This is a genomic window from Pedobacter sp. AC402 (assembly GCF_979252805.1).
Genome location: NZ_CEEDAI010000009.1, coordinates 1,476,775 through 1,499,857, shown reverse-complemented (window position 1 = coordinate 1,499,857; position 23,083 = coordinate 1,476,775). Strand labels below are relative to the sequence as shown.

Annotated in this window: 32 protein-coding genes, 1 tRNA gene and 3 pseudogenes; 20 read left to right on the top strand and 16 right to left on the bottom strand. The window is 38.7% G+C overall.

Going from position 1 to position 23,083, the window contains the following annotated elements; all coding sequences use genetic code 11:
* From AC0IWE_RS17530 to AC0IWE_RS17505, 6 genes and pseudogenes are all read left to right on the top strand, one after another.
* A pseudogene (locus AC0IWE_RS17530) lies at window positions 1-289 on the top strand (TolC family protein); the annotation flags it as partial.
* A gap of 285 nt (window positions 290-574) precedes the next feature.
* Window positions 575-910: pseudogene (locus AC0IWE_RS17525) on the top strand (TolC family protein); the annotation flags it as partial.
* 2 nt (window positions 911-912) lie between these two features.
* Window positions 913-1,341, top strand: a complete 429-nt coding sequence (locus tag AC0IWE_RS17520) for a hypothetical protein (protein ID WP_471794027.1) — start codon at window positions 913-915, stop codon at window positions 1,339-1,341.
* Window positions 1,342-1,363: 22 nt separating this feature from the next.
* Window positions 1,364-1,651 carry a hypothetical protein gene (locus tag AC0IWE_RS17515; protein WP_471794026.1) on the top strand — a complete coding sequence of 96 codons (288 nt, stop codon included), beginning with the start codon at window positions 1,364-1,366 and terminating at the stop codon, window positions 1,649-1,651.
* Window positions 1,644-2,351 (top strand): hypothetical protein, encoded by a 708-nt coding sequence (locus tag AC0IWE_RS17510; RefSeq protein WP_471794025.1) that lies wholly within the window; start codon window positions 1,644-1,646, stop codon window positions 2,349-2,351. The genes AC0IWE_RS17515 and AC0IWE_RS17510 overlap by 8 nt, the downstream gene beginning before the upstream one ends.
* A 209-nt stretch (window positions 2,352-2,560) precedes the next feature.
* Window positions 2,561-3,241 carry a hypothetical protein gene (locus AC0IWE_RS17505; protein WP_471794024.1) on the top strand — a complete coding sequence of 227 codons (681 nt, stop codon included), beginning with the start codon at window positions 2,561-2,563 and terminating at the stop codon, window positions 3,239-3,241.
* 264 nt (window positions 3,242-3,505) lie between these two features.
* Here AC0IWE_RS17505 and AC0IWE_RS17500 read toward each other — a convergent pair.
* Window positions 3,506-4,432: pseudogene (locus AC0IWE_RS17500) on the bottom strand (PfkB family carbohydrate kinase).
* A 143-nt stretch (window positions 4,433-4,575) separates the two neighbouring features.
* Here AC0IWE_RS17500 and AC0IWE_RS17495 point away from each other — a divergent pair.
* A tRNA-Asn gene (locus AC0IWE_RS17495) sits at window positions 4,576-4,650 on the top strand.
* A 433-nt stretch (window positions 4,651-5,083) separates the two neighbouring features.
* Window positions 5,084-5,290 carry a hypothetical protein gene (locus AC0IWE_RS17490; protein WP_471794023.1) on the top strand — a complete coding sequence of 69 codons (207 nt, stop codon included), beginning with the start codon at window positions 5,084-5,086 and terminating at the stop codon, window positions 5,288-5,290.
* Between the two features lie 492 nt (window positions 5,291-5,782).
* Here AC0IWE_RS17490 and AC0IWE_RS17485 read toward each other — a convergent pair whose 3' ends face one another.
* The 8 genes from AC0IWE_RS17485 to AC0IWE_RS17450 form a co-directional block, all read right to left on the bottom strand.
* The gene (locus AC0IWE_RS17485; RefSeq protein WP_471794022.1) at window positions 5,783-5,986 is read right to left on the bottom strand and encodes a helix-turn-helix domain-containing protein; all 204 of its coding nucleotides are present in this window, start codon (window positions 5,984-5,986) and stop codon (window positions 5,783-5,785) included.
* A gap of 14 nt (window positions 5,987-6,000) precedes the next feature.
* Window positions 6,001-6,372, bottom strand: coding sequence for a hypothetical protein (locus tag AC0IWE_RS17480; protein WP_471794021.1), 372 nt, complete (start codon window positions 6,370-6,372; stop codon window positions 6,001-6,003).
* 373 nt (window positions 6,373-6,745) lie between these two features.
* Window positions 6,746-7,237 (bottom strand): SDR family NAD(P)-dependent oxidoreductase, encoded by a 492-nt coding sequence (locus AC0IWE_RS17475; RefSeq protein WP_471794020.1) that lies wholly within the window; start codon window positions 7,235-7,237, stop codon window positions 6,746-6,748.
* Window positions 7,140-7,562, bottom strand: coding sequence for an SDR family NAD(P)-dependent oxidoreductase (locus tag AC0IWE_RS17470; RefSeq protein WP_471794019.1), 423 nt, complete (start codon window positions 7,560-7,562; stop codon window positions 7,140-7,142). Before AC0IWE_RS17470 ends, AC0IWE_RS17475 begins: the two co-directional genes overlap by 98 nt.
* Window positions 7,563-7,890: 328 nt before the next feature.
* Window positions 7,891-8,274, bottom strand: a complete 384-nt coding sequence (locus AC0IWE_RS17465) for a tautomerase family protein (RefSeq protein WP_055908416.1) — start codon at window positions 8,272-8,274, stop codon at window positions 7,891-7,893.
* Window positions 8,275-8,597: 323 nt separating this feature from the next.
* Window positions 8,598-8,840 (bottom strand): hypothetical protein, encoded by a 243-nt coding sequence (locus AC0IWE_RS17460; protein ID WP_471794018.1) that lies wholly within the window; start codon window positions 8,838-8,840, stop codon window positions 8,598-8,600.
* 24 nt (window positions 8,841-8,864) lie between these two features.
* Window positions 8,865-9,353 (bottom strand): oxidoreductase, encoded by a 489-nt coding sequence (locus tag AC0IWE_RS17455; RefSeq protein ID WP_471794017.1) that lies wholly within the window; start codon window positions 9,351-9,353, stop codon window positions 8,865-8,867.
* Window positions 9,322-9,660, bottom strand: a complete 339-nt coding sequence (locus AC0IWE_RS17450; protein WP_471794016.1) for an SDR family NAD(P)-dependent oxidoreductase — start codon at window positions 9,658-9,660, stop codon at window positions 9,322-9,324. The genes AC0IWE_RS17455 and AC0IWE_RS17450 overlap by 32 nt, the downstream gene beginning before the upstream one ends.
* Here AC0IWE_RS17450 and AC0IWE_RS17445 point away from each other — a divergent pair.
* On the top strand, window positions 9,643-10,023 hold the full coding sequence (locus AC0IWE_RS17445; RefSeq protein ID WP_471794015.1) for a winged helix-turn-helix transcriptional regulator: 381 nt from the start codon (window positions 9,643-9,645) through the stop codon (window positions 10,021-10,023). The two genes, AC0IWE_RS17450 and AC0IWE_RS17445, sit on opposite strands and share 18 nt — an antisense overlap.
* The gene (locus AC0IWE_RS17440) at window positions 9,965-10,177 is read left to right on the top strand and encodes a winged helix-turn-helix transcriptional regulator (protein ID WP_471794014.1); all 213 of its coding nucleotides are present in this window, start codon (window positions 9,965-9,967) and stop codon (window positions 10,175-10,177) included. Before AC0IWE_RS17445 ends, AC0IWE_RS17440 begins: the two co-directional genes overlap by 59 nt.
* A 10-nt stretch (window positions 10,178-10,187) precedes the next feature.
* On the opposite strand, the gene AC0IWE_RS17435 is transcribed toward AC0IWE_RS17440, so the two are convergent.
* The 6 genes from AC0IWE_RS17435 to AC0IWE_RS17410 all read right to left on the bottom strand — a co-directional run bounded on the left by AC0IWE_RS17435 (window position 10,188) and on the right by AC0IWE_RS17410 (window position 12,669).
* Window positions 10,188-10,475, bottom strand: coding sequence for a hypothetical protein (locus AC0IWE_RS17435; protein ID WP_471794013.1), 288 nt, complete (start codon window positions 10,473-10,475; stop codon window positions 10,188-10,190).
* The gene (locus AC0IWE_RS17430; protein WP_471794012.1) at window positions 10,459-10,701 is read right to left on the bottom strand and encodes an SDR family NAD(P)-dependent oxidoreductase; all 243 of its coding nucleotides are present in this window, start codon (window positions 10,699-10,701) and stop codon (window positions 10,459-10,461) included. Before AC0IWE_RS17430 ends, AC0IWE_RS17435 begins: the two co-directional genes overlap by 17 nt.
* The gene (locus AC0IWE_RS17425; RefSeq protein ID WP_471794011.1) at window positions 10,691-11,011 is read right to left on the bottom strand and encodes an SDR family NAD(P)-dependent oxidoreductase; all 321 of its coding nucleotides are present in this window, start codon (window positions 11,009-11,011) and stop codon (window positions 10,691-10,693) included. Before AC0IWE_RS17425 ends, AC0IWE_RS17430 begins: the two co-directional genes overlap by 11 nt.
* A 64-nt stretch (window positions 11,012-11,075) precedes the next feature.
* Complete coding sequence (locus AC0IWE_RS17420) at window positions 11,076-11,294, bottom strand: hypothetical protein (protein WP_471794010.1); 219 nt, start codon at window positions 11,292-11,294, stop codon at window positions 11,076-11,078.
* A 405-nt stretch (window positions 11,295-11,699) separates the two neighbouring features.
* Entirely contained in the window at window positions 11,700-12,350 is a 651-nt protein-coding gene (locus AC0IWE_RS17415; RefSeq protein WP_471794009.1) for a zinc-binding dehydrogenase, read from the bottom strand.
* Between the two features lie 73 nt (window positions 12,351-12,423).
* Window positions 12,424-12,669 carry an alcohol dehydrogenase catalytic domain-containing protein gene (locus AC0IWE_RS17410; protein ID WP_471794008.1) on the bottom strand — a complete coding sequence of 82 codons (246 nt, stop codon included), beginning with the start codon at window positions 12,667-12,669 and terminating at the stop codon, window positions 12,424-12,426.
* 296 nt (window positions 12,670-12,965) lie between these two features.
* Here AC0IWE_RS17410 and AC0IWE_RS17405 point away from each other — a divergent pair, with 296 nt between their 5' ends.
* The 4 genes from AC0IWE_RS17405 to AC0IWE_RS17390 all read left to right on the top strand — a co-directional run bounded on the left by AC0IWE_RS17405 (window position 12,966) and on the right by AC0IWE_RS17390 (window position 15,195).
* Window positions 12,966-13,295, top strand: a complete 330-nt coding sequence (locus AC0IWE_RS17405; RefSeq protein WP_471794007.1) for a winged helix-turn-helix transcriptional regulator — start codon at window positions 12,966-12,968, stop codon at window positions 13,293-13,295.
* A 711-nt stretch (window positions 13,296-14,006) separates the two neighbouring features.
* Window positions 14,007-14,336, top strand: a complete 330-nt coding sequence (locus tag AC0IWE_RS17400; protein ID WP_471794006.1) for a DUF1801 domain-containing protein — start codon at window positions 14,007-14,009, stop codon at window positions 14,334-14,336.
* A 25-nt stretch (window positions 14,337-14,361) separates the two neighbouring features.
* Window positions 14,362-14,586: a YdeI/OmpD-associated family protein gene (locus tag AC0IWE_RS17395; RefSeq protein ID WP_471794005.1), complete on the top strand. Its 225-nt coding sequence runs from the start codon at window positions 14,362-14,364 to the stop codon at window positions 14,584-14,586.
* Between the two features lie 33 nt (window positions 14,587-14,619).
* Window positions 14,620-15,195: a DUF4256 domain-containing protein gene (locus AC0IWE_RS17390; protein WP_471794004.1), complete on the top strand. Its 576-nt coding sequence runs from the start codon at window positions 14,620-14,622 to the stop codon at window positions 15,193-15,195.
* On the opposite strand, the gene AC0IWE_RS17385 is transcribed toward AC0IWE_RS17390, so the two are convergent.
* A complete protein-coding gene (locus tag AC0IWE_RS17385; RefSeq protein WP_471794003.1) occupies window positions 15,196-15,696 on the bottom strand; it encodes a GNAT family N-acetyltransferase in 501 nt (166 codons plus the stop codon). It abuts the gene before it with no gap.
* A 327-nt stretch (window positions 15,697-16,023) separates the two neighbouring features.
* Here AC0IWE_RS17385 and AC0IWE_RS17380 point away from each other — a divergent pair, with 327 nt between their 5' ends.
* The 6 genes from AC0IWE_RS17380 to AC0IWE_RS17355 all read left to right on the top strand — a co-directional run bounded on the left by AC0IWE_RS17380 (window position 16,024) and on the right by AC0IWE_RS17355 (window position 22,978).
* Window positions 16,024-19,275, top strand: a complete 3,252-nt coding sequence (locus AC0IWE_RS17380) for a TonB-dependent receptor (protein WP_471794002.1) — start codon at window positions 16,024-16,026, stop codon at window positions 19,273-19,275.
* 250 nt (window positions 19,276-19,525) lie between these two features.
* Complete coding sequence (locus tag AC0IWE_RS17375; protein ID WP_200912295.1) at window positions 19,526-19,684, top strand: hypothetical protein; 159 nt, start codon at window positions 19,526-19,528, stop codon at window positions 19,682-19,684.
* A 219-nt stretch (window positions 19,685-19,903) separates the two neighbouring features.
* A complete protein-coding gene (locus tag AC0IWE_RS17370) occupies window positions 19,904-20,473 on the top strand; it encodes a helix-turn-helix domain-containing protein (protein ID WP_055908373.1) in 570 nt (189 codons plus the stop codon).
* A 92-nt stretch (window positions 20,474-20,565) separates the two neighbouring features.
* Window positions 20,566-21,456 carry an alkaline phosphatase gene (locus AC0IWE_RS17365; RefSeq protein WP_471794001.1) on the top strand — a complete coding sequence of 297 codons (891 nt, stop codon included), beginning with the start codon at window positions 20,566-20,568 and terminating at the stop codon, window positions 21,454-21,456.
* Window positions 21,457-21,657: 201 nt separating this feature from the next.
* Window positions 21,658-22,071, top strand: coding sequence for a DUF5690 family protein (locus tag AC0IWE_RS17360; RefSeq protein WP_471794000.1), 414 nt, complete (start codon window positions 21,658-21,660; stop codon window positions 22,069-22,071).
* Window positions 22,034-22,978, top strand: coding sequence for a DUF5690 family protein (locus tag AC0IWE_RS17355; RefSeq protein ID WP_471793999.1), 945 nt, complete (start codon window positions 22,034-22,036; stop codon window positions 22,976-22,978). The genes AC0IWE_RS17360 and AC0IWE_RS17355 overlap by 38 nt, the downstream gene beginning before the upstream one ends.
* The last annotated feature ends 105 nt before the right edge of the window (window positions 22,979-23,083 follow it).

Sequence of the window (23,083 nt, the reverse complement as noted above, 5' to 3'; positions counted from 1 at the left end):
AGGACAAAGTACACAGGAAATCCATTATACAGTTGCGGTTTATTTTTACGATGTGTTCCGTAATATTTCTTACCAGGATTTATTGGAACAAGACATCCGCGACCGCGAAAAGCAATTGGCAGAAATTAACCAGTTATATAAAAACGGAACGATATTAAAAAGTGATGTATTTAGGGCAGAATTGCGCCTTTCTAAGCAGCGTATGTTGTTAACTGAAATTAACAACAGTATCAAAATCGCTAAACATAAACTTAATATTTTAATCGCAGGGCAGATGATGCGCCTCTGAATCCTCAAATATCTGACAATGAACAGACGCCATTGCACTAAAGCAGATTGACGAATATTTTAATGATGCCAAAACAACTTCTTACAAAATAAAAATTTCGGAGAAAGAACAGGCCCTTGCAAAATTGAAACTAAAGAATGTAAAATCCAATGTTATGCCCTCTTTGGGTTTTTTTGGAGAATATGCCTTTGCATACCCGCAAATTCAGTTTTATCCTTATGCGTTATCGCTTTATAGTAATGGTATGGTTGGATTAAAACTTAAAATTCCGATTTCACCTGGTATACCAATCAACACAAAGTTAAGGAGGCGGAAATTAAGGTGCATCAGCAGGAAGTTGAAGATGAAGATGTGAAAGATCAGATCCGCCAGGAAGTGCAAGAAAATTATATCCGCTATAAAGAATCGGTACAACGCATTGCACTTGCAGAAGAAAACATTAAGCAGGCCGCAGAAAGTTATCGGATTGTACAAAATACGTATTTCAACCAACTGTCGCTTTTAACCGACTTGCTGGATGCAGAAACACAATTATTGCAATCGCGGTTCGAACTCACCACTGCAAAGGTAAATGCTAAAATACAATACTATCAATTACAAAAAGCCGTAGGAAACTTATAAAAATGAACACACAGAAACAAAGCAAAGCCGATAGGATAATCAGTAGAATTACCACAATAATAGCACTCATCGTTTTAGTGGTATTGATGATATGGGGTGGGAAAACGCTCATCGGCTATATGAAATTTGAAGAAACAAACGATGCACAGGTGGATGAATACATCAACCCGGTAACTGTACAAGTGAGTGGTTACATTAAAGAAGTGAAATTTGAGGAAAACCAGGAAGTAGAAAAGGGTGATACCCTTGTTTTAATAGATGATGATGATTATACCGTTCAACAAGATGAGGCAGCGGCTTCGTTGCTAAATGCGAAAGCACACGTTTCGGTACAACAAAGTAATATTAAAACAGCCCAAAGTACGGCCTTGGTTGCGGAAGCAGGCGGGTCAATTCGTTCAAACCGGCCGAACTACTTCTTATCTGGTTGATCGGACAGCTGGAAAATGGGTGGTGGCTAATTTTGAAGAAAAAATTCAGATAGCTAAAATGCATGTTGGAGAAAAAGTAAATGTTGAGGTTGATGCTTTTCCTGGTCGACAGTTTATTGGAGAAATCGAATCCCTATCTGGTGCTACAGGCTCAAGGTTTTCGCTATTGCCCCCAGATAATGCTACAGGAAACTTTGTAAAAATTGCACAGCGTATTCCGGTTCGCATCCGTTTGGGTAAAAATGACCAGGGCATTGAGCTTTTAAGTGCAGGAATGAGTGCTAGTGTTAAAGTGAAAAAAAATGACTGATCATTTGCCTATATTTAAAGTTAAAGTACCCGAATGGGTGGTAATTCTGAGCATTTTTGCGGTACTTTTATCGTCGGTATTGCTTTTTGCACTCTCTACCGCTGATGGTACCGCTGCGGCTGGCTATTATGGTGCAAGTGCATCGGATGTTCAGTTTTCATTATTGATGTTTTATGCCGCAGTTGCCAGTTTTGCCGTTGTAGAACGCCGTTTTTTTGCCAGGGTAATTACTAAAGATTATTTATTGATCTGCATCATTCTTGAAATTCTTATTGCGTACTGGTGTTACCATACCCGCGAAATCTGGTTGGTTTTTACACTGAGGTTTCTACAAGGAATTGTGAATTGCGGCCTTACCAGTATATCACTAAATTTACTTTTTAGCAGGTTAAAATCCGAACACGCAAAAGAAACCGGTTATACCATTTTTTATGGAATGATTCTCTGTGTATCTCCGGTTACGGCACTTTTTTCTGTCCCGATTGTTGAAAATTATGAATATAATGTTTTATATAAAGCCATTATATTCTGTTTTTTACCCAGTGCAATATTGCTTTTTAGTGTAATGAACAGGGTACATCTTTTACGCAAAACACCACTTTATAAAATTGATTGGCTGAGTTTTGTGCTTTTTTACTACCATGCTCGTACTTATTGCCTATGTTCTGGTTTATGGTCAGCAATACGATTGGCTGGATGATACAAGTATCCGTTACGCTATTTCAGCGATTTTATTTTTGTTTGTGGTTTCTATTAGCCGGCAGCTTACCCTGAAAAAGGCCGGCAGTTTACGACCTCAGTATTTTCAGATCGAGGAATTTTGCCATCGGAATTGTTTTCCTGGTTATTCTTTATATTGTTCGTGGTGCTTTCAGTTTAACATCTTCATATTTTATTAACGTTTTGGGGATGGATTCTTTGCATGCCAACGAGATTATGATCTTCAATATTGCAGGAGTTGTAGTGGGCCTCGTAGTTGCGATTCGATCGATCCGTAAAAAACATTTAAGGGTGTTGTGGATAAGTGGTTTTGTATTGCTTTTTGTGTTTTTTTTATGGATGTGCCAACTGTTTGCCAGTGAAGCAGGAACAGAAAACTTTTACCTGCCGCTTTTTTTGCAAGGTGTGGGCGCTGGGATGGTGATGTCGCCAATTGTGATGTTCATTATGTCATCTGTTCCCGAAAATTTAAGCCAATCCGCATCATCTGTTGGTGTATTTGTGCGTTTTTCTACTTTTAGTCTCAGTTTGGCTTTAATTAATTTCTATCAGCTATATTTTAAAGGAGAACAGAGCGATGATCTGCGTAGCGGTATTACCTTGTTGGATTTTAACCTGTCGGAAAGATTAAAAATGTATCAATCTGCTTTAATGGGCAAGGGTTTACCTCACAATGAAGCGGGTAAAGTAGCTGTGGGTTTGCTGAACAAAGCCCTGCAAAAACAAACATTCCTACAGTTTTGTGTAAGCTATTATGAATGGATTGCAGCCCTTTGTTTTTTATCTATCATCCTGATAACATTGCAGCCGGTAATTAGCAAAACGGTGATTAATTTGAGAAACAAACAACCTGCAGCGGCAGGATTTTAAGTAACCATTAGCAAAAACCCTCATTTTGGGGCAATACGCAATCTTAAAGCGATGGCTGCATGTAATAAATCTTTTAACCTCTGATCAGGAAATTTTGCCATAACAAAATGCTAAAACAAACTCAGTACATCGATCTGGTTAAATAAGTTGTAATGAAAAAAACCGCAGATTTAAAAGAAATTTATCTCTAAATCTGCGGTTCGTTTATCTGCAATCAACTATAAACTGTTAACTGAAAATTGTCAACTGTCAACTGTCAACTAACTATGCTTCTATTGTAAAAGCACTTAAACTTACAAATTCCTGAATTCTGGCTGCAACTTCTTCATCTGTTAAATTCAATAGTTTTTCGGTTCCGAATTTTTCTACGCAGAACGATGCCAATGCTGAACCATCTATGATAGCACGTTTCATATTATTAAAGCTAATTGTGCCTACTTTTTGCCAAATAACCAATAAAACCACCAGCAAAAGTATCACCGGCACCAGTCGGGTCGAATGCTTCAGCCAAAGGCAATGCCGGAGGCAGAAAAGATCTGATCTTCATGGAACAATAAAGCACCATGTTCTCCTTTTTTAATAATCAGGTATTTTGGCCCCGCATCGCAAGAATTTTCTTTGCCGCTTTAACTAAAGAGTATTCGCCAGATAGCTGACGGGCTTCTGCGTCGTTAATGGTTAATACATCTACCAGTTTAATGGTTTCCAGTAAATCGTCCATCATAATATCCATCCAGAAATTCATGGTATCCATTACAATTAATTTCGGACGGTTTTTAAGGCGTTTAATTACCGTTTGTTGTACTTGTGGAGTAAGGTTTCCCGGCATCAAATATTCACAATCCTGATAGCTTTCTGGTATAACCGGATCGAAGTTTTCCAATACGTTCAACTCTGTAATCAAAGTATCGCGGCTGTTCATGTCGTTATGGTATTTCCCCGACCAGAAGAAAGATTTTTTCGCCTGTTTTAATCTGTAATCCTTCGGTATCAATCCCATGCGAAGTAAAGGTATCAATATCTGCTTGATGAAAATCATCACCAACAACTGCTACGATTTTTGCTTTATTATAAAAGTAAGATGCGGGCTAAACTTGCGTAAGTTGCTGCGCCACCTACAATTTTATCCGTTTTTCCGAAAGGAGTTTCAATAGCATCAAAAGCTACAGTACCTATGATTATCAGGCTCATATCTATGTGTTAATTTTTTTTTAAAATTTTTCACTGCAAATATTGCATAAATAATTTAAAAGCCCGAATATTGCATTCCCAAACCGAACAAGGCTATGTGCGCTTTTAGTGTAAAAAACCTCGTTTTAGGAAACAACCAGCACTCCTTCTTAGCTCAGCTGGTTAGAGCATCTGACTGTTAATCAGAGGGTCGCTGGTTCGAGCCCCAGCAGAGGGAGCTCAGATTTTCAAGTCCGAAAATCGCAAAAAACCCCATTTCTAGCAATAGGATGGGGTTTTTGTTTGCATATAGGAATTCTGCTACCCACTGAACACTTTCTCAATTACTGTTATTCGTCGTCAAGTTTTACACTAATAAATGTCAAACTTTTCGAAAAACCTTTACATGGGGGTTCCGCTAAAAGTGGCCACTGATTTTCATCCATCGTGGCCATCTCTTTGGCCTATATTGTTCACTAGATTTCGCTTGAAAGCTGGCCACTCGGCTCATTTTAAAGTGGCTTTAAGCTTCTGGAAAGCGGGGATGGATTCATTGGTCGTTTCGCCTTAGAGAAACCGAATTGGACATGTTCTGATGGCCTTAAAATCAAAAAAAGAAAACACTTCTTTATTCTGATGTGTTTTTAAACATGAGCTGATTTGCTGTAAATCTTGTTCTGGGAAGGCCGTTTTTCTTCCAAAACCATCTTCTGCTGGAGGATTGACAGAACAAATGCAGGAAAGATAGATTGGAAAATGAAAGAGAAGCTGAACCTGGGAGGATTTAATATATTTGGCTCAGTCTTTACGATTCCATCAAGACCGGATGGTAAAAAGCGGGGTGTACAGTTTGGAATGAAAACTGGTGCACACTTTTAGCGAAATCCCCCAACTCTCTGCATTGCCTTGTAATCATTGTCCACACTTTCATTTCTTTCTCTGGAGTAATATGGCTTATCACAGGCAACTGTGATTAACATAGCACGACCTCTTATCGCATCAAATCGGTCGCAGTGTTGTAAAACAAGAATGATTAAGTTCCTATCATCATTTTCTTTGCTCACCATATTGTGTATCCATTATGTCTTCAAGGTCATACGAATGCCTAGACTATCCATCTATTCTAATTTTTTGAGAGTACAATTAAACCTTCGCTATTTTGTAATCCAAATTATCAAAAATTCTATCATCAAAACCTAAAATTTTGATTTGAATAATGGAATGGGTTTATGATAATCGGCAAAAAGAAAAAGAGATATTAAATGCTTATCTGGAACGGTTTACTTTCCTTAAAGGCATCGGCATTTGCTCACAATCCATTATCAGAAAAAGAAGGCTTTTTTTTCAAAATACTTGCCTGATAATATTAAATTAAGCCCAAACTTTCCTTCTTTGAACTGGACCGGTGTAATACCGCTTTTCTTTTTTAAATAATCGGGAGAAATATGGTGGGTTTTCAAAGCCTAGTTGGTAAGCCGTTTCTGATATAGAATTATTAGTAGCTAACAAGATGTTTTTAGCTTTGTCTATCAAAAATATATGAATATGGTCAAGGGCTGTCTTACCCGTCTCCACTTTCAGTTGATCGGTTAGGTAACGTGTAGAATGGCCAGTCGCGATGCCATGTACCCAACCGTGGGTAAGCCTTCTGTGATCAGTTTACCGCTTTCCTGATATTCCCTCATAATCAAGTTAAATCTGGTGATCAGACTTCCCTCATAATCCGCCCGATTAATGAACTGACGTTTATAGAATCGCTGAGAGTATTTTAAAATAGAATCGATGTGCGTTATGATGATCTCTTTGCTGAATTCGTCCTGGTTATTATGGTATTCCGACTGGATTTTACCATAAAGTTCCCAGATGTTTTTTTCTTCAGCTACCGATAAGTGTAGGGCCTCACTAACTTCATAATCAAAGAAACTATACTTGCTTATTTCAGAATGTAATTTTGTGTTCAACAAATAATCTTCATGTATTAATATTAGAAAACCTTTCTCTGATAATACCAAATCCGCAAACTCAATGATTTGCCTAGGTCTTACATCAGATCATCGAACCATTATCATTATCATACTTTCTGCGTCCGTACCGAAAATTGCCGGAAACGAATTTTTTGAAACTGATCAGATAAAAATCCCCGCTAAACTTGTTTTTTCCCAGCGAACTGCTCCTATAATCCTGGCAGGTCATGATGCTTAACAAAGGGTTTTCAGGCCGCTTAATTCCGCTGTCATCATGTAAGGCGTTCAATGTTGTATAGTGCTTCATATGCATGTTATAAAATGACGAAAGCCAAACGAATGTCATTTGGTCTTTCGTTACAAAAACCGGTTACTTTTGGGCAGCAATGGAAAATTCCTTCCAAGCTTCCCATTCCGCAAGGCGTTTGGCATAAACCTCTGATGCAAAGGTATAACCTACTTTACCAAAAAATACACGAAGCGGAGGATTTTTCGTATTCACGATCTCTAAAATAGCAGGTATGGTCGCTAATGGATCACCCATCGTGTCTTCGTTAAAACCTGCAAGGACTGCATTTTTTACATCATCATAAATGTCGATAGACCCACTGTGCAGAGCCGAATCACCCCCAAAATCAGTTGTGTAGGCGTTAGGCTCAATAAGGGTAGTGTTGATGCCCAGGTGATTCACTTCCCCAGACAATGCTTCTATGATGGCTTCCAAGGCAAACTTCGTTGCATTATAGATGCTCATAGTAGGAATGCTAACAATTCCCAGTAAGCTGGATAATTGTATAATGTGACCGACTCCGCTGTGCTCGCATAATCGGTAGCGCAGCTTGTATAATCCAAAGTGAGCCATATACATTTGTTTCGAACTGATTCTTTACATCAACTTCATTCACTTCTTCTACCGCACCAAAAAGGCCGAATCCGGCATTGTTGATCACTACATCCAGTTGTCCAAAAGTTTCTTTAGCAAAGTTTACCACTTCGATACATTGCGTCCTGTTTTTGACGTCCAACTGAAGCGGCAATACCATATTGCCAAATTCTAACACGAGGTCCTCTAGGTCGGCCAAATTTCTTGCGGTTGCCACTACCTTGTTACCCGCTTCCAGGAACGCTTTTGCCCAGAGTTTCCCGAAGCCTCTGGAGGCTCCGGTGATTAAGATTACTTTACTCATCTGTTTATTTATTTTATGATTCAAAGTTGCATCAGTCGTGGCCTTTTCGACTTATACAGATGTATCCATTTCAGATACAAAAAAACGGTAGTGGCAAAAGGTCAAAACTGCCCGATGAAAGGATTTTGCCATAAATCAAACGAAACCACAATATTGAAATCAATGAAAACCTAATTCGTCATAAGCAAAGCATGGAGAAAACGAACAGGAAGAAGGAATGTAGAGACAAACATCGAATGGTATAAACCTACTAAATACAAAGAGGCTGCATCATCTAATTGGATACAGCCTCTTCATTAATTAAAAGATTCAAACAATAACGGCAATATCAATTTTTATTGGCTGAGATTCCGCTACCGAAAGAATAATCCTCGGCAGTTGAATGAGAATCAAAAATGATCATCACATCTTCAGGACGAACACCTGGAGATTTTGACAAATGTTCCACTATCGATTTAAAAGCTGCATCTTTTTCTTCGGTTCTCCTTGCATTCGATTTAACTTCCACAAGTATAAAATCATCAGATCTCGGGCCTCCACGATAATGTCTGTCATAGATAAATGCCCCTGGTTCTAACTGCAAAAATCTCTGGAACAAATCATTCGGCGGCAACATATAGGATTCAAGTAATGCGTTATTGATACTACCGGAAACCTGCTCAATATATTGTTGAGGTTTTCCTTTTGTTAAAGTTACTGTTACTAATGGCATCTTTTTTTTGTAAAAATCCTCTGACTGTATTGTCGCCAACATGCACCTGCATATCCAAATATATTAAATAAGAAGTATTATTATAATACTACTTTTGCAAATGACATTGCTTGTACAAATACAGTTGATAACAGTATAGAGTGGTTGAATATTACGTCGATAACCAACTTTATAACTCGTGATTATGTTATAAATCACAGTTACAGAAAGATCAAACCGATCTACCTATCATGATGCTATCGATAGATAAGAGATAAGATTATCCTGAATTATAATATTATATTTTAATTGAATTGGGCTTCCTTTGAAATTTCCAGATACCTTTAGTGTAAGAACATGCCAGCATCTGTATGCTCAAAGCTTATTGGCTCGTTTTGCGTATTGTATTCGCTATTGGTTTGTTCATTCCATGCTTTAATTTCTTGAGATCCTTTATGGTGTTTTCCTTCATCAAACACCTCTGCCTGAGCCATGAAACAGGCTACAAACGCTGTGCTGTCATGCTCGTTCTGACTGTTGATCAATGCGGTAATTATTGGTGGCAATTCTAAATTCCTGATTTCCATATTTTATTATTTTTTTAATTGAAATTAAATTGTTGGTAATGTACCTCCGTCGATGACAAACTCTGTCCCGGTAAGGTAAGACGCTCTGGGGGAAACGAGGAATCCAACCAACTCTGCCACTTCTTCTGGCTCGGCAGGTCTGCCCATGGGAATTCCACCTAAAGAATCCATCACCCCTTGTGTTGCTTCTTCTATTGTTACACCTGAACTTTCTGCTAAGCGTTCCATCATTCTAATTGCAGAAGTGGTTTTAATCCATCCCGGAGACACTGTAAGTACTCTTACTCCTTTAGATGCGAGTTCATTAAAGAACAAGCCCTTACTGTAATTTATTAATGCTGCTTTTGCGGCAGCATATGGCAAAGTTGAATCATATAATGGCAGCTTCCCTTGTATAGAAGCAATATGAATGATGCAACCTGACGCTTTTTTCAGCATTGAAGGTAAAAGGCCCCTATCAAGTCTAACAGGTGCAAAAAAATTAGTTTGCAGCGTTTGCTCCCAATGCCTCATCTGTTAATACGCTAAATCCGCCCCCAGGTATTTCAGAACCGCCCATATTGTTAATTAGAATATCTACCCCTCCAAACAGTGATTTAATTTTTTCTAATACTTGGTTTGTACCAACTACTGTACTAAGATCCGCGGCGATAAATGTGAAGGCATCATTTATCTTTTCGGGATGATTACGCGCCGTGACGATAACTTTTGCTCCCGCCTTGGCAAGTCGCTCTGCGATTGCCTGTCCCGCACCTTTTGTACCACCTGTAACCAAAGCGATTTTTCCTGCTAATTCGTTGTTATGATTATAATTTTCCATTTTCTTGTTTTTATAAGGCAAAATTGGAGGATAAGCGCGGGTGAAACAAGTACGGAAAAACGATTCAATAGGGACAAATTTATCCGTATAGACATTCTTGAAGATATGTTTTACCTTTGCAATATGGCATATAAGAAAAAAATACAACCATCACTTAACTGCGGTCTGGACGTATTGGGAGAGGTTCTTTACGGGAAATGGAAAATACGTCTTCTATACTTTATTAATCAGGGTCATAAACGGCCAGGCGAATTACAGCGCCAAATCCTAGATGCATCAAGGCGAGTCTTAAATATGCAACTGAATGAGCTGGAGGCACATGAGATTGGTGACCAAGAAGATTTTCCCTCAGTTACCTCCTAAAGTTGAATATTCTTTAACGACCATGGGTGAAAGTTTAATGCCAATAATTAATGCCCTTGGGCAATGGGGAGACGCCCATCAGGAAAAGTTAAGTGCAGTAATTAGGCAAGCAGCCATAAATGAAACCAAAGTAATATTGATAAAAACAGAATGATGCTGCAGTATTAATGAAAACCGTGGGCCCTTATGGCAACTTCTTTCCAGTCTTCAAACTCAGCAATACGTGCCGAATAAACATCTTTTACTGCCGCGTAGGCATTTTTCCCCAATAAAAAATGTAAAGGTGGGTTATCGCTGTCAATGAGCTGTAGAAAAGCTGACACAGTGTTTTCAGGTGTCCCATAGGTATCAGGAGTTAGTGAATCTTCAAATTCTTTTTTACCCAGAGAATAAATTTCTTGAGGCTCTGTGTGAACTGAAGATATAGTAGCCCAGTCAGTTTGAATAGCCATTTGGCTCTATTATGCTGACTTTTATTCCAAAAGCTTTAGTTTCGCTAGCAAGGGTTTCACTCAAACCATTAACTGCATATTTTGAAGCATTATACAAACCAAGAAATGGAATGGTAATTGATCCAGGAAGCTGGAAACGCTGGACAATGTGTCCACTTTGCTGGGCTCTCATTATTGGTAAAACTGCCTGCGTAATCCAAAGTAGACCAAAAAAATTAGTTTGCATTTGGTTGCGTGCCTGCTCGCTCCGTAGTTTCTTCAACAGCTCCGAACAAACCAAAACCCGCATTATTGACCACAACATCAATACGTCCAAAATGATCTTTAACTTGTTGAACAGCGGCAAAACACGCTTTCCGATCATCCACGTTAAGTTCAATTGGAAACACTGCACTTCCAAATTCCGTCACCAGGTCATTTAAATCCTGAAGCTTTCTCGCTGTTACAGCAACTTTATCACCACGCTGTAGAAGAGCCTTTGCCCATAATTTACCGAATCCTCTTGAGGCCCCGGTTATTAATATAATTTTTACCATTTCGTTTTATTTGATTGATAGTTTTAAGTTCTTCTTTCAGTAGTAAGTGGAATAGGGCAATTTGCTACAAGTTCAATGCTAAATTCGAATAATGGCTGCCAATGATCTCTACAGAAAGATTTGGGTGCCTTAACTGCGCACTATCCATAGCCTGTCTCCAGGCTTCTTCCGGTTCATTACAATCTAGCTCAACGACTATAGCAAAATTTATAGCAACTTTTTGGTCTAAGACCCGAAAAACTTTTTCATTTATCCCTAACGGACATCTATTATTATTTTTCATTTTGATTTTTAAGAGAGAAGGATTAATAAAGCCTCCTCTCTTTTAATTAAATTATTAGTCATGACTGGCCCTACCTCGACGGTATCTCTCTGCCTGGTTAGAGAATAATGGAAGAGTTTGTCGAAAACTAAAAGCGTTTTCAAATTACTAAGCTTGTAATATCAGTCTTCAGCGAGAATTCATTCAGACATTATAATAAAACTCCGAGGATTCTACACACCAATAGCATCATTTCCCTTTTGCGGCAAAATCCGTCCTGTGCTAAAGAAATATTCGCGCATGCCAGTTTCAGATCAATATTACGACTACACTTTGCTGAATGTCAATCTTAAACATTTATTTTTCACAGCTAATTAATTCGTTAATAAATAACCTGTTCCCAAACTATTGTTTTTTTGATTCTGATTATAAAGTAAAGTCAAGCAAGACTTTTTCGCCTTTGATAGAATGTTCTACAGCTTCGCTAAAGGCACTTAGCGGATAGCAAGCTGCTATAGGCACATTGATGGAGCCGGATGCCATTAATGAATCGGTTTCCCGGGCAGCGGCATCTAGCTTTGGAAGAAATTCAGACAAATACATCCAGAAACCATGGATTTTTAAACGTTTAACAATAAGATCTACCTGGCTTACCACTAAAGGTTGTCCGCTTAAGACAGCATAAGCTACCAGATGACCTCCCTGTCCAAGAATTTGGGCTAATATTGCAGAGGATTTTCCGCCTACCCCATCAAGACCCAGCTTAATATTAGCACCGCCAGTAGCCTCTTTTACTTCTTGTACAACAGTTTCACTTTCTACTACAACAACATCCGCACCTGCCTGACGGGCAGCCTCAACAGCCTCAGGTCGCCTAACAATTGCAACGCATTTAATACCCCGTGCCTTAGCGAATGTGAAAATTACATTAGCTATACTTGAGTTTCCTGCATTTAAAACTATCCAATCACCTTGTTCTAGCTTGGCATATTCATCAAGTAATAGTATAGCTGTAGGTGGATTGATTGATGCCATTGCAGCTTGTTTGGGATCAGATGTCAAAGATAATGCAAACAATTTTTCAGCTGGAGCTTTAACAAATTCTGCCCAGGCATATGTACCAAAAGATAATACAACCCTATCGCCAACTTTAAGACTGATCTACATCTGGGCCGATCTCAGTGATTACGCCTACACCTTCACCACCGATCACGGCAGGCAATTCAGGCTGCACAAAGTAAACACCCTTAGCCACCATCAGGTCGCTAAAGTTAACTGGGCTGTATTCCATTTTAATGATCACCTCACCTGAATTGGGTGCAGTGGGTGTAGGGATTTCTACTAGTTTCAAATTTTCTATCGGATTTCCAATAGCTGTTAGGTGAATTGCTTTCATGATTTTTTAATTAATAATAATTGAGTTCATTACAAAGTCATAATTTGTCACTTGATAAAATGATGTTACATATTAGCGAATGCAGATACTGCAACTTTTTTATTGGCAACATTTATGTGTACATTTGTGGTATTATTTCGATACCACAAACATAAACACAAAGTAGTATTAAAAATGTACTACTTAATTTAATGACATTATGAAAACAATTGGAAGCAGATCGACATGTCCTGTAGGCTACACACTGGACGTTTTTGGAGATAAATGGACTTTGTTATTATTGAGAGATATGATTTTTGGAGACAAAAATTCCTGGCTGCGAATGGAGGGCTTCTGACGAACACATTGCGCCCTCGGTTTTATCAGACAGAGTCAGTTTACTATTGGATGAGAATTATTTGATCAAAAAGGTTTCTGAAAGCAATGCTTCCAAGTTTCTTTATTATTTGACGGATAAAGGGCTTGACCTGATACCGCTGATGGTAGAACTGATGGAGTTCGGATGTAAATACAATCCAAAAGGCGGATCAGCATACTGGATGAAGAAGATCGAAGCCAGCAAAAAGAAAACTATTCAAGAGCTATATGAGAAAATGCTTGCTGCCCGTAGAGAGGCTTTTCCGTAACTTAAAGTAATTTAAGATGTAGTATGGTGTACACAACCTTTCAAAGTAAAACGGTAAAATTCAAGGTATCAAATTACTAATCATTTGAAAAGGGTATAGTGATCTATGTCATTGATCAGCTATTTAAAAGTCTAAATCTGCATCACTGCTAATCGTTTGCTATCATCTTTCCTGAAAGAGTAGTCAAAGCAATATCAAATCGCAAGGCTTATAACCAAAATTTAATTATGGTAAAAGTTAAGGAATTGGGAAATTATGTGCAAAAAGAAATTCTTATCTTCATAAAAAAAACCGTTACAAATACATTACAAAATTTCTTTGATAGGTTGTAACTAATTGGCAAACATATTGTTAGCAATGGGCGGCGTCCGTCTGTTAATCAGAGGGTCGCTGGTTCGAGCCCAGCAGAGGGAGCCAAAAAGCCAACTTTCGAGTTGGCTTTTTTCATTTAAGGCTGGCGAGAAGTTCTTCGACTCCGTTTAGACTGACAATTATCAATTAAGCCATCGAGCATTATAAAAATAATCGCAGCTTTTACAATATCAGGGCACGATAGAAAAATATACGCTCATATAACCTTTTATATCTTTAGAAAGTTTTTTGAATTGCTGTAGTAATTCCTAAATTTAAATTAACTAATAGAATGGGCATATATTATCCTGGTATTTATTCCGGCATATAGAAAGATTGTTCCTGCTAATTTATAACCCGATGAATCCTAAAGTTGATTTTTATTTTAACAAAGCCAAAAAATGGCAAGAGGCGGTTACTATTTTAAGAACAATTGCCCTTGATTGCGGACTTAACGAAGAATTAAAATGGGGCTGTCCATGTTACACGTTCGAAGGAAGCAATATTGTTTTAATACACGATTTTAAAGAATACTGTGCTTTTTTATTTTTTAAAGGGGCTTTGTTGAAGGATGAAGATGGCATATTGATTCAGCAGACGGAGAATGTGCAATCGGCAAGGCAAATTAGGTTTACCAGTGCATTGGAAATAATCGAGCTAAAACCTGTTTTTAAAAACCTATATCTATGAAGCAATTGAAGTAGAAAAGGCTGGATTGAAGGTAGAACTGAAAAAAACTACAGAATATGAAATTCCGGTGGAGTTTAAAAGTAAATTGGACAGTATACCAGATTTAAAAACTGCATTTGAGGCATTAACACCCGGACGGCAAAGGGCTTACCTATTACATTTTTGTGCACCCAAACAAGCCAAAACCCGTGAGAACAGGGTTGAGAAATACCTGCCGCAGATTTTAAGTGGAAAAGGGCTGAATGACTAACTCTGGTGATTCCATAATTTAATTACCCAATTTATGAATAAAATAAAGACCAATAAAAAAGAGTTATCGTTCGAACAGACCGCAGCACTCATTCTAACCTTGAAAAACCGTTTTGAAAATAATATGAACAGGCATAAAGGTATGCTATGGAGCAATGTGCAGCAAAAACTCGAAGCCAATCTGCAAAAGTTGTGGGTACTTGATGATATGGAAATAACTGGAGGTGAACCTGATGTGGTTGCTTATGATAAAGTTACTGGCGAATATTTTTTTTTCGATTGTGCTGCAGAAAGCCCCAAAGGCCGCAGGAGTGTTTGTTACGATTTGGAAGGTTTAGAATCCAGAAAAGAGCATCAGCCGGCTGATAATGCAATTGATATGGCCGCGGCTATGGGTATTGAACTTTTAAATGAAGAGCAGTACAGGGCTTTGCAGCAATTGGGAGCGTTTGATGTGAAAACATCAAGCTGGATTGTTACCCCTCCTGAAATTAGAAAACTCGGCGGAGCGTTATTTGCCGACCGCCGTTATAATCATGTTTTTGTATACCACAATGGTGCGCAATCATACTATGCCGCCAGAGGTTTCCGCGGTTCGTTAAGGGTTTAATTACAAAAGTTTTTCATAGCAAAAAAATCGTAGTCCTGGGCGTTTGGCAAGACTGATTTCGCCACTAAACTGATAGCCAAGTTTAGGAAAAAGTGCTTGAGTGGCTTTGTTTTCGCTATTCGTATCAACCCTTAAAATGGTAATATCTGATGATTTAGCCACATCTTCGGCCTGCATCATTAACGCTTTGGCAATGCCCATTCCCTGGCGATCGGGATCTACTGCTAAACGGTGCGTAACAATGGCTTTATCATTAATATTCCATCCCGCATCGGCATATTCCGGATCCTGATCTGTTGTAATGGCCGAAACCCCAACAATCTGCTCTTCCAGTTCGGCAACCCATAACTGATTTATGGTAATATCAGCGGTAAATACTTCAGGATTCGGATAATCATTTCCCCACTGAAAATTTCCGGCAGCTTGCATCAACGGCACAACCTTGCTTACCAACTGCATTATTTGTGGTATATCTTGTTTTTTAGCTAATCTAATTGTCATTACTGCAAAGGTAATACATAAGGTTTATTGGTTCAATAGCGAGTTGCTTATCCGAGTGGAGTAGTTAATTTTTTAAAATCAGTTAACTGATAAGAGAAAACCGCCAACTGAAAACCGCAAACTTCATCAAATCTTCATCTTTGACTTTGATATTTGAGCATATTGCTCTAAATCTTATTCCTGCCCGAAACCGGGCTGTTAAGGAATTGTTTTCCTATTATTTATTTCCCGTTTTTATATTGTTAACACCAGGTTAAACTTAATCTGATGTTAATATTGAATTAACATTAAGGCTGTTGTTTTGTACCAAAAATAAAATAACAGAAAATGAAATCACGTATACTATCCCTGGTAAGTATTCTTGTGCTACTGGTCACATTTGCTCAGGCGCAGGTTACAACATCCAGCATTAACGGAAAGATTAAGGATAACAAAGGTATCATCCCTGGGGCAACCATCGTTATGGTGCACGTTCCAACAGGTACAGTATCAAAAGGTTCGTCGAACGAAAACGGCCTATACCGCATCGGCAATTTAAATCCGGGCGGACCATACAAAATCACGGTAACCTTTGTTGGTTATAGTCCGGTTGTAAAAGAAAATATATACTTAACCCTGGGTGCTGATGTTAAATTGGATATCGATCTTCAGGAGCAAGGCAACCAATTGGCAGAGGTAAGTGTTAAAGGTCAAAAAGGCGGAACAAAATCTGGCGCAGGTACCAGTATTGGTGAAGGGCAGATAAAAACCTTACCAACCATGAACCGCAGTTTGCAGGATGTAACAAGAGTTACCCCTCAAGGCAGTAAAGACAATACCTTTGGCGGTACCAACTTTAGGTACAATAACGTAACCATTGATGGTGCAATTAATAATGATGCCATCGGTTTTAGTCCTTCACTGGGTGGGCAGAGCGGAAGTTCGGGCATGCCTGGAAGCAGTACACGTACCAATCCCGTTTCGCTTGATGCCATTCAGGATGTTACCGTTTTGCTTTCTCCTTACGATGTTAAAGTGGGTAACTTTTTAGGCGGTAGTATCAATGCGGTAACGCGTGGCGGAACAAATGAAGTGGTAGGATCGGTTTATGGCTATGGCCGTAATGCTTCGTTAATCGGCAGGAATAAAATTGGCGATAACAGCAAAGAGCCTTCTGCTTTCCACGATTATCAAACTGGTTTCCGCGTAGGCTTTCCAATCATTAAGGATAAATTGTTTTTCTTCACCAATGAGGAGATTACCCGCCGTCAGGACCCGGTAATTTTAGGTGCAGGATCATCGGATATGAAATTGCTTACCTTAACTGAGGCGCAGCAGATTTCTGACCGTATGAAAACCGCTTACGGCATTGATGCAGGTTCGTTTGGCAACTACAATATCTATTCACAATCGAACAAATTCTTTAACCGTTTAGATTGGAATATCAGCGAGAGCACGCAGTTGACGATCAGAAACAATACCATTATTTCGAAAGCCACAAACTTAGAAAGAGATCAGTCTAACTTTAGGTTTGGTGGTATCGATTTTAGGCAGAACAACAATCAAACTTCAACAGTTGCCGACCTTAAAACCCGTTTCGGAAATTCAGCTACCAACAACTTAATTGTAGGTTATTCTACCGTTCACGATTACCGTGATCCACTATCTAATCCAGCTGTACCGCAAATCGAAATTGCTTCTAACGGTGGAACGTTGTTTCTTGGTACCGACCGTGAGGCCAGTATCTTCAACATGAAACAAAACACTTTCGAGTTTACCGATAACTATACTTACAGCAGCGGTAACCATACTTTTACCGTAGGTACACACAACGAGTTCTATAAAATTAACTATGGTTTTGTAAACTCATGGAATGGCCGTGTAGCTTACAGCAGTGTTGCAGATTTTCTGGCCAATCAGCCAAACAGGGTACGTACAAGTTATAATTATGACGACAATACCCGCGATAACATTATTGCCAACCCAACTGCAGAATTTAATGTGAACATGTACAGCGTTTATGGTCAGGATGAAATCCGCATAGGCGACCGTTTTAAATTAACTCCAGGTTTACGTTTCGATATGGCAAACTTACCAGATATGCCTTCTTTAAGTACAAAAACGACAAACTCTCCGGTTGATGTCAATTATGGAACAACTTATACATATACACAACCCTCGTCAATTACTGGAAAATTTTTAAATAAAATTCAGATTTCTCCACGTGTAGGTTTTAATTTTGATGTATTGGGTAACCAAAGTTTGGTAATGCGCGGTGGTACAGGTTTATTTACCAGCCGTGTTCCTTTTGCCTGGATTGGTTATGCATATTACAACAATGGTGTAAACTATGGTGCATTTGATAAATCGTATGTTTATGCAAATGCTGATCCGACCAAAATTGTGAAACCTGCAGCAGGTTCAGACCCGATTAAAGATGCTTTAACTGGTAATGGCGAAGCAGGTTATGTAACCAACCAAGGTGTTAATGTTAAAGATGCCAAAGGTGCAACACAGGTAGATTTGGTTGATAATAACTTTAAAATGCCAAAAGCATGGAGAAGTAATTTAGCTTTCGATTATAAAACTGACGATCAGTGGAAATTTACAGTTGAAGGAATTTTTAGCCAGGTAATCAAAGATGTGCAGTTTCAACAGATCAACTATGTAGATAACCCTACTTACATGGTTTACGATACGCAAAAACAACAGCCAATTTACTCAGGTACCAAAATTAATCCATTGTACACCAACGCCTATCTTTTGTCTAATACAGATAAAGGATATAAATACAGTTTAACTGCTCAGGTAAGTAAATCGCTTCCTATTGGTTTGGATATGATGGTGGCTTATACCTACGGAAGATCGAAAGATATTGCGAATGGTATCCGTAACTCTATGGAATCCAACTGGCAGTTAAACCAGGCCCTTAGTCCAAATAATCCAGGTTTGGCTTATTCTAACTTCGATATCCGCAACAGAATTATCTCTACCATCAACTACAGGTTAGATTGGGCTAAAAATGGTAAATATGTATCTAATTTCTCATTATTCTTCAGCGGCCAGTCGGGTTCACCATATTCATTGGGCTTAGTGAATACGAGAATCAACGGAACCGGACAAACGGTAAGTTTAATGTATGTGCCAGCTGTAGGTCAAACGCAGAAATTCTTTGCCAATACACCTGATGGTATTGCACAAGCTTCGGCGTTCGATAACTACATTAATGGTGATAAATATTTGAGTAGCCGCCGAGGTGATTTTACTGAGCGTAACGGTGCCCGTACCCCATGGAATGTTCAGGCTGATTTCCGTTTCTCTCAGGATATACAGGTTGCAAAAGGGAAACACCCGCATGTACTTACTTTAACTTATGATATTGTTAACCTAACCAATTTGGTAAACAAGGATTGGGGAATTCAATATTTTTCTCCTAATACGTATAACTCTATGGCCAGTATGGGTATTAAAGTTCAAACGGCAGGTACACCAACAGCCTATCCGGTATATACCTTTGCTCAAAAAGACGTAACGTCTTATTCAAAAGATTTCTTTGCATCACGTTACCAGATGCAATTGGGATTGAGGTATAGCTTCTAATCTTTTTTTAACTAATATATAGCGGTCTGGCCTCAAAAAGGTCAGGCCGTTTTTTTGTCAGTGGTCGCTCGTCACCCTGAATTTATTTCACGGTCTGTAATGCAAAGAAGATGAATAAATCCGATAGCTATCGGATAACATAACTTATGTTTTTAGTTAAAGACAATTAAACCTTTCCCGTGCTCGGCCCGTCAAAATGATACACACAGCATAAAGCTCGAATTATTTTTTCACTTAAAAAGGTTAGGTTATGAAAAAGATTGTAAATGCATTGCTCTTATTGGTTATGGCAGTTAATTTTAGTGCATGCGTGGTAAGTGCACGTGCACCACGCGCCCATTGGGTACCCGGCCATTATATTGTTGGCCCCTATGGTGGCCGCCATTGGGTAAAGGGCCATTACCGATAATAAGTAAATTAATCAAATCAATTGGTTTGCACCTATCACATTGAGCCTGTCGAAACAATTTAAATAATTTTAAGTATTTCCATCGGCAGGCTCATGGTGATAAATCTAAGTTTGACGCTTCACCCTCAAAAAAAATGTGTTTAAACGTAACTAATGCGATGGTTGGAATCAGATTGTAGGAATAAAATAATACATTAGCGTCATTAATACACTTTTAACATGCAGGAAGAAATTCTTTTACAAATAAGCGTTAAAATTAAGGAAAGACGCAAAGAACTTGGCATTACCGTTCAGGAACTTGCAGATAAGGCAGAAGTAAGTAAAGGCCTTATTTCTCAGATCGAAAATAGCAGAACCATCCCATCTTTAATGGTTTTGATGGATATAATCAAAAGCTTGCAAATTGATTTGAACAGTTTTTTTAAGGATATCAACTTCCATAAAAAAGATGCCCCTGTACTGGTAAAACGAAAAGAACAATATCAGAAATTTGAAAAAGAACAAGCCGTTGGCTTTAACTATTCGCGTATCTTAACCAAGAATATTAAATTTTCTACAGCAGATTTTGTATTGCTTGAGCTTGAGGTAAACGCCCAACGCCCAATGGTTAAAACTGAAGCTTTCGAATTTAAATATATGATTGAAGGCAGGGTTGAATATCAGTTTGCAAAAAAGAAAATCGTTTTAGAAAAGGGTGATTCAATGCTTTTTGATGGAAGGCTTTCGCATACTCCTGTAAATGTTGGCGATACCAAAGCTTTAATGCTCGTAGTATATTTCTTCGAGTAACAATTTAGTAAACACTGTTTATAAATACTTAACAAATATTTACCTTCATGTTCATAAACCATTCCTAGTTTTGAGGTGGTAAAATTATGAATATGAAAAAATTTTTAAAAAGTATTGTTTTGTTGCTCTGCGTAGCCGTGTTGGCACAGGCTCAGCCAAAAAAAGTTAAACATGTTGTATTAATCGGTTGCGATGGCTTTGGGGGTTATGCCCTGCAGGAAGCAAATATGCCCAACCTTAAAGCCCTAATGGCCAATGGCTCGTGGACGGATAAGGCACGTTGTGTATTGCCATCATCAAGTGCGGTAAACTGGGCTTCTTTATTAATGGGTGCAGGGCCTACTGAGCATGGCTACACCGAATGGAACAGTAAAGTGCCAGAAATTCCTTCCATAACCAAAACTTCTTATGGTTTATTTCCCGGAATATTCAGCGTAATCAGGGATCAGAAAAAGCTGGCTAAAACAGCTATAATTTACAGTTGGAATGGGATCGGTTACCTGTTTGAAAAAGAAGCTGTAAATATTATCGTAGATGGGAAAGAGAAAGACGATTTCTGTGCAGACACTGCTGCGGCCATTATCAAAAGAGAAAAGCCCTATTTTACTTTCCTGCATTTTGATGAGCCTGATGAAACCGGCCATTCGATCGGTCACCGTACACCAGCCTATTACAAACAGCTCGAACTGGTAGATCAGCGTATTGGAAAAATTGTTAAGGCAGTTAATGATGCTGGTATTGCCGGAGAAACTGTTATATTAGTTACCGCAGATCATGGTGGTACAGGTAAAGGCCATGGCGGAAAATCACTTGATGAAGTGCAGATTCCATGGATTATTACAGGGCCTGGCGTACAAAAAAACCACGAGTTAAAAGATGCCATTATTACCTATGATACTGCCGCTACATTAGCCTGGCTAATGGGGTTAACTGCGCCGCAAAGTTGGAGGGGAAAACCGGTGTTGGAAGCTTTTGGCAAATAATTTTTGCCACGTTTTTAAACTTAACAATTTAATAACTTTGACTTTGTTTACAAATAATAAACATTGTTTACTATTGTTTTAAATTATAATAGCTATGTTAATTAAGTTTGTAAAGTTCTATAGCATGGGCAAAACCTTCGGTGCAGCAAATACAGCTGACAAGTATATAAGTGTGCAATATTGGAAATCGTTAAGCTAAAGATGAATTTACTTCAAATTGCCCGCAAAAAAGCATTAAACTGGCCGTATTGGTTAATTACTGTGCTTGGTGGTGTTGCAGCCTTTGGTTGTTATACCAGTATGTATGCTTTCAGAAAAGCATTCGCATCAGCCACTTTTGAGCACCAGGAATTTTTGCATATTGATTACAAGGTGTGGCTTGTTATTGCGCAGATGGTAGGTTATACCCTCAGTAAATTTTATGGGATCCGTTTTATTTCCGAATCCGGAAAAAGCAACCGCGCCAGAAGCATTATTTTTTTAATTGTTTTTTCGTGGCTTGCACTGCTTGGCTTTGCGCTGGTACCTGCGCCTTACAATATTGTATTTCTTTTCCTAAACGGTTTCCCGCTTCGGGATGATCTGGGGCCTGGTATTCAGTTACCTCGAAGGTAGAAAAACCACCGAGTTTATGGGAGCGTTAATGTCGATCAGTTTAATCTTTGCCTCAGGTTTTGTAAAAACTGTGGCACGTACATTAATGAGTTTTGCAGCCGTAAGTGATTATTGGATGCCTTTCCTTACCGGTTTGTTTTTTTTGCTTCCCTTGTTCCTTTTTGTATTTTGTTTGGAGGTTATTCCACCGCCTTCAACAGAAGATCAGGCTTTGCGTACCAAGCGGGTGCCGATGGATGCAAAACAACGGAAAGCTTTTATTACCGCTTTTTTGCCGGGTATTATTTTAACCATTATCATTTATGTACTGCTTACCTGCATCCGCGACATGCGCGATAATTTTGAAGTTGAGATATGGAATGGTTTGGGTATACACAACAACCACATTTATACGCAGATAGATACCTTAATATCGGTTGTGGTATTGGTAATGATGGGGCTTTTGATTCTCATTAAAGATAACCTTAAAGCCTTTACCGTAATACACATCATGATTATTGCAGGTTGCTTATTAATTGGGGTAAGTACATTCTTTTTTGACCGCGGATATATTGGTCCGGTGAGTTGGATGGCTTTGCTTGGTATGGGGCTTTATATGGCTTATATACCATATAATGCCATTTTTTTTGAGCGGAAGATTGCCAATTTTCATTACAAAAGCAATATCGGTTTTATTATGTATGTGGCTGATTCTATTGGTTATGTAGGAAGCTTTTCGGTGCTGATGTTACATGAATTTGGAGGAACCAATACCAGCTGGATGCATTTCTTTAAGCAGTGTTTGTTTGCTGTTCCGCTAATTGGTGGGGTATGCAGCGTACTTTCATTGATTTATTTTAGAAGGAAAACATTGGCTACCAATAAAAAGATGCAAGCGGCAGGAAGCGTGGTTTTAACGGGGAAATAAAAAAAGTTTTGGCTGCTTTTTACCATTTATCGTCATTGCGAGAAGGCTTTTTCAGCCGACGGAGCAATCTTTATGGTGGCCGTAAAGCAAAGATTACTTCGTCGT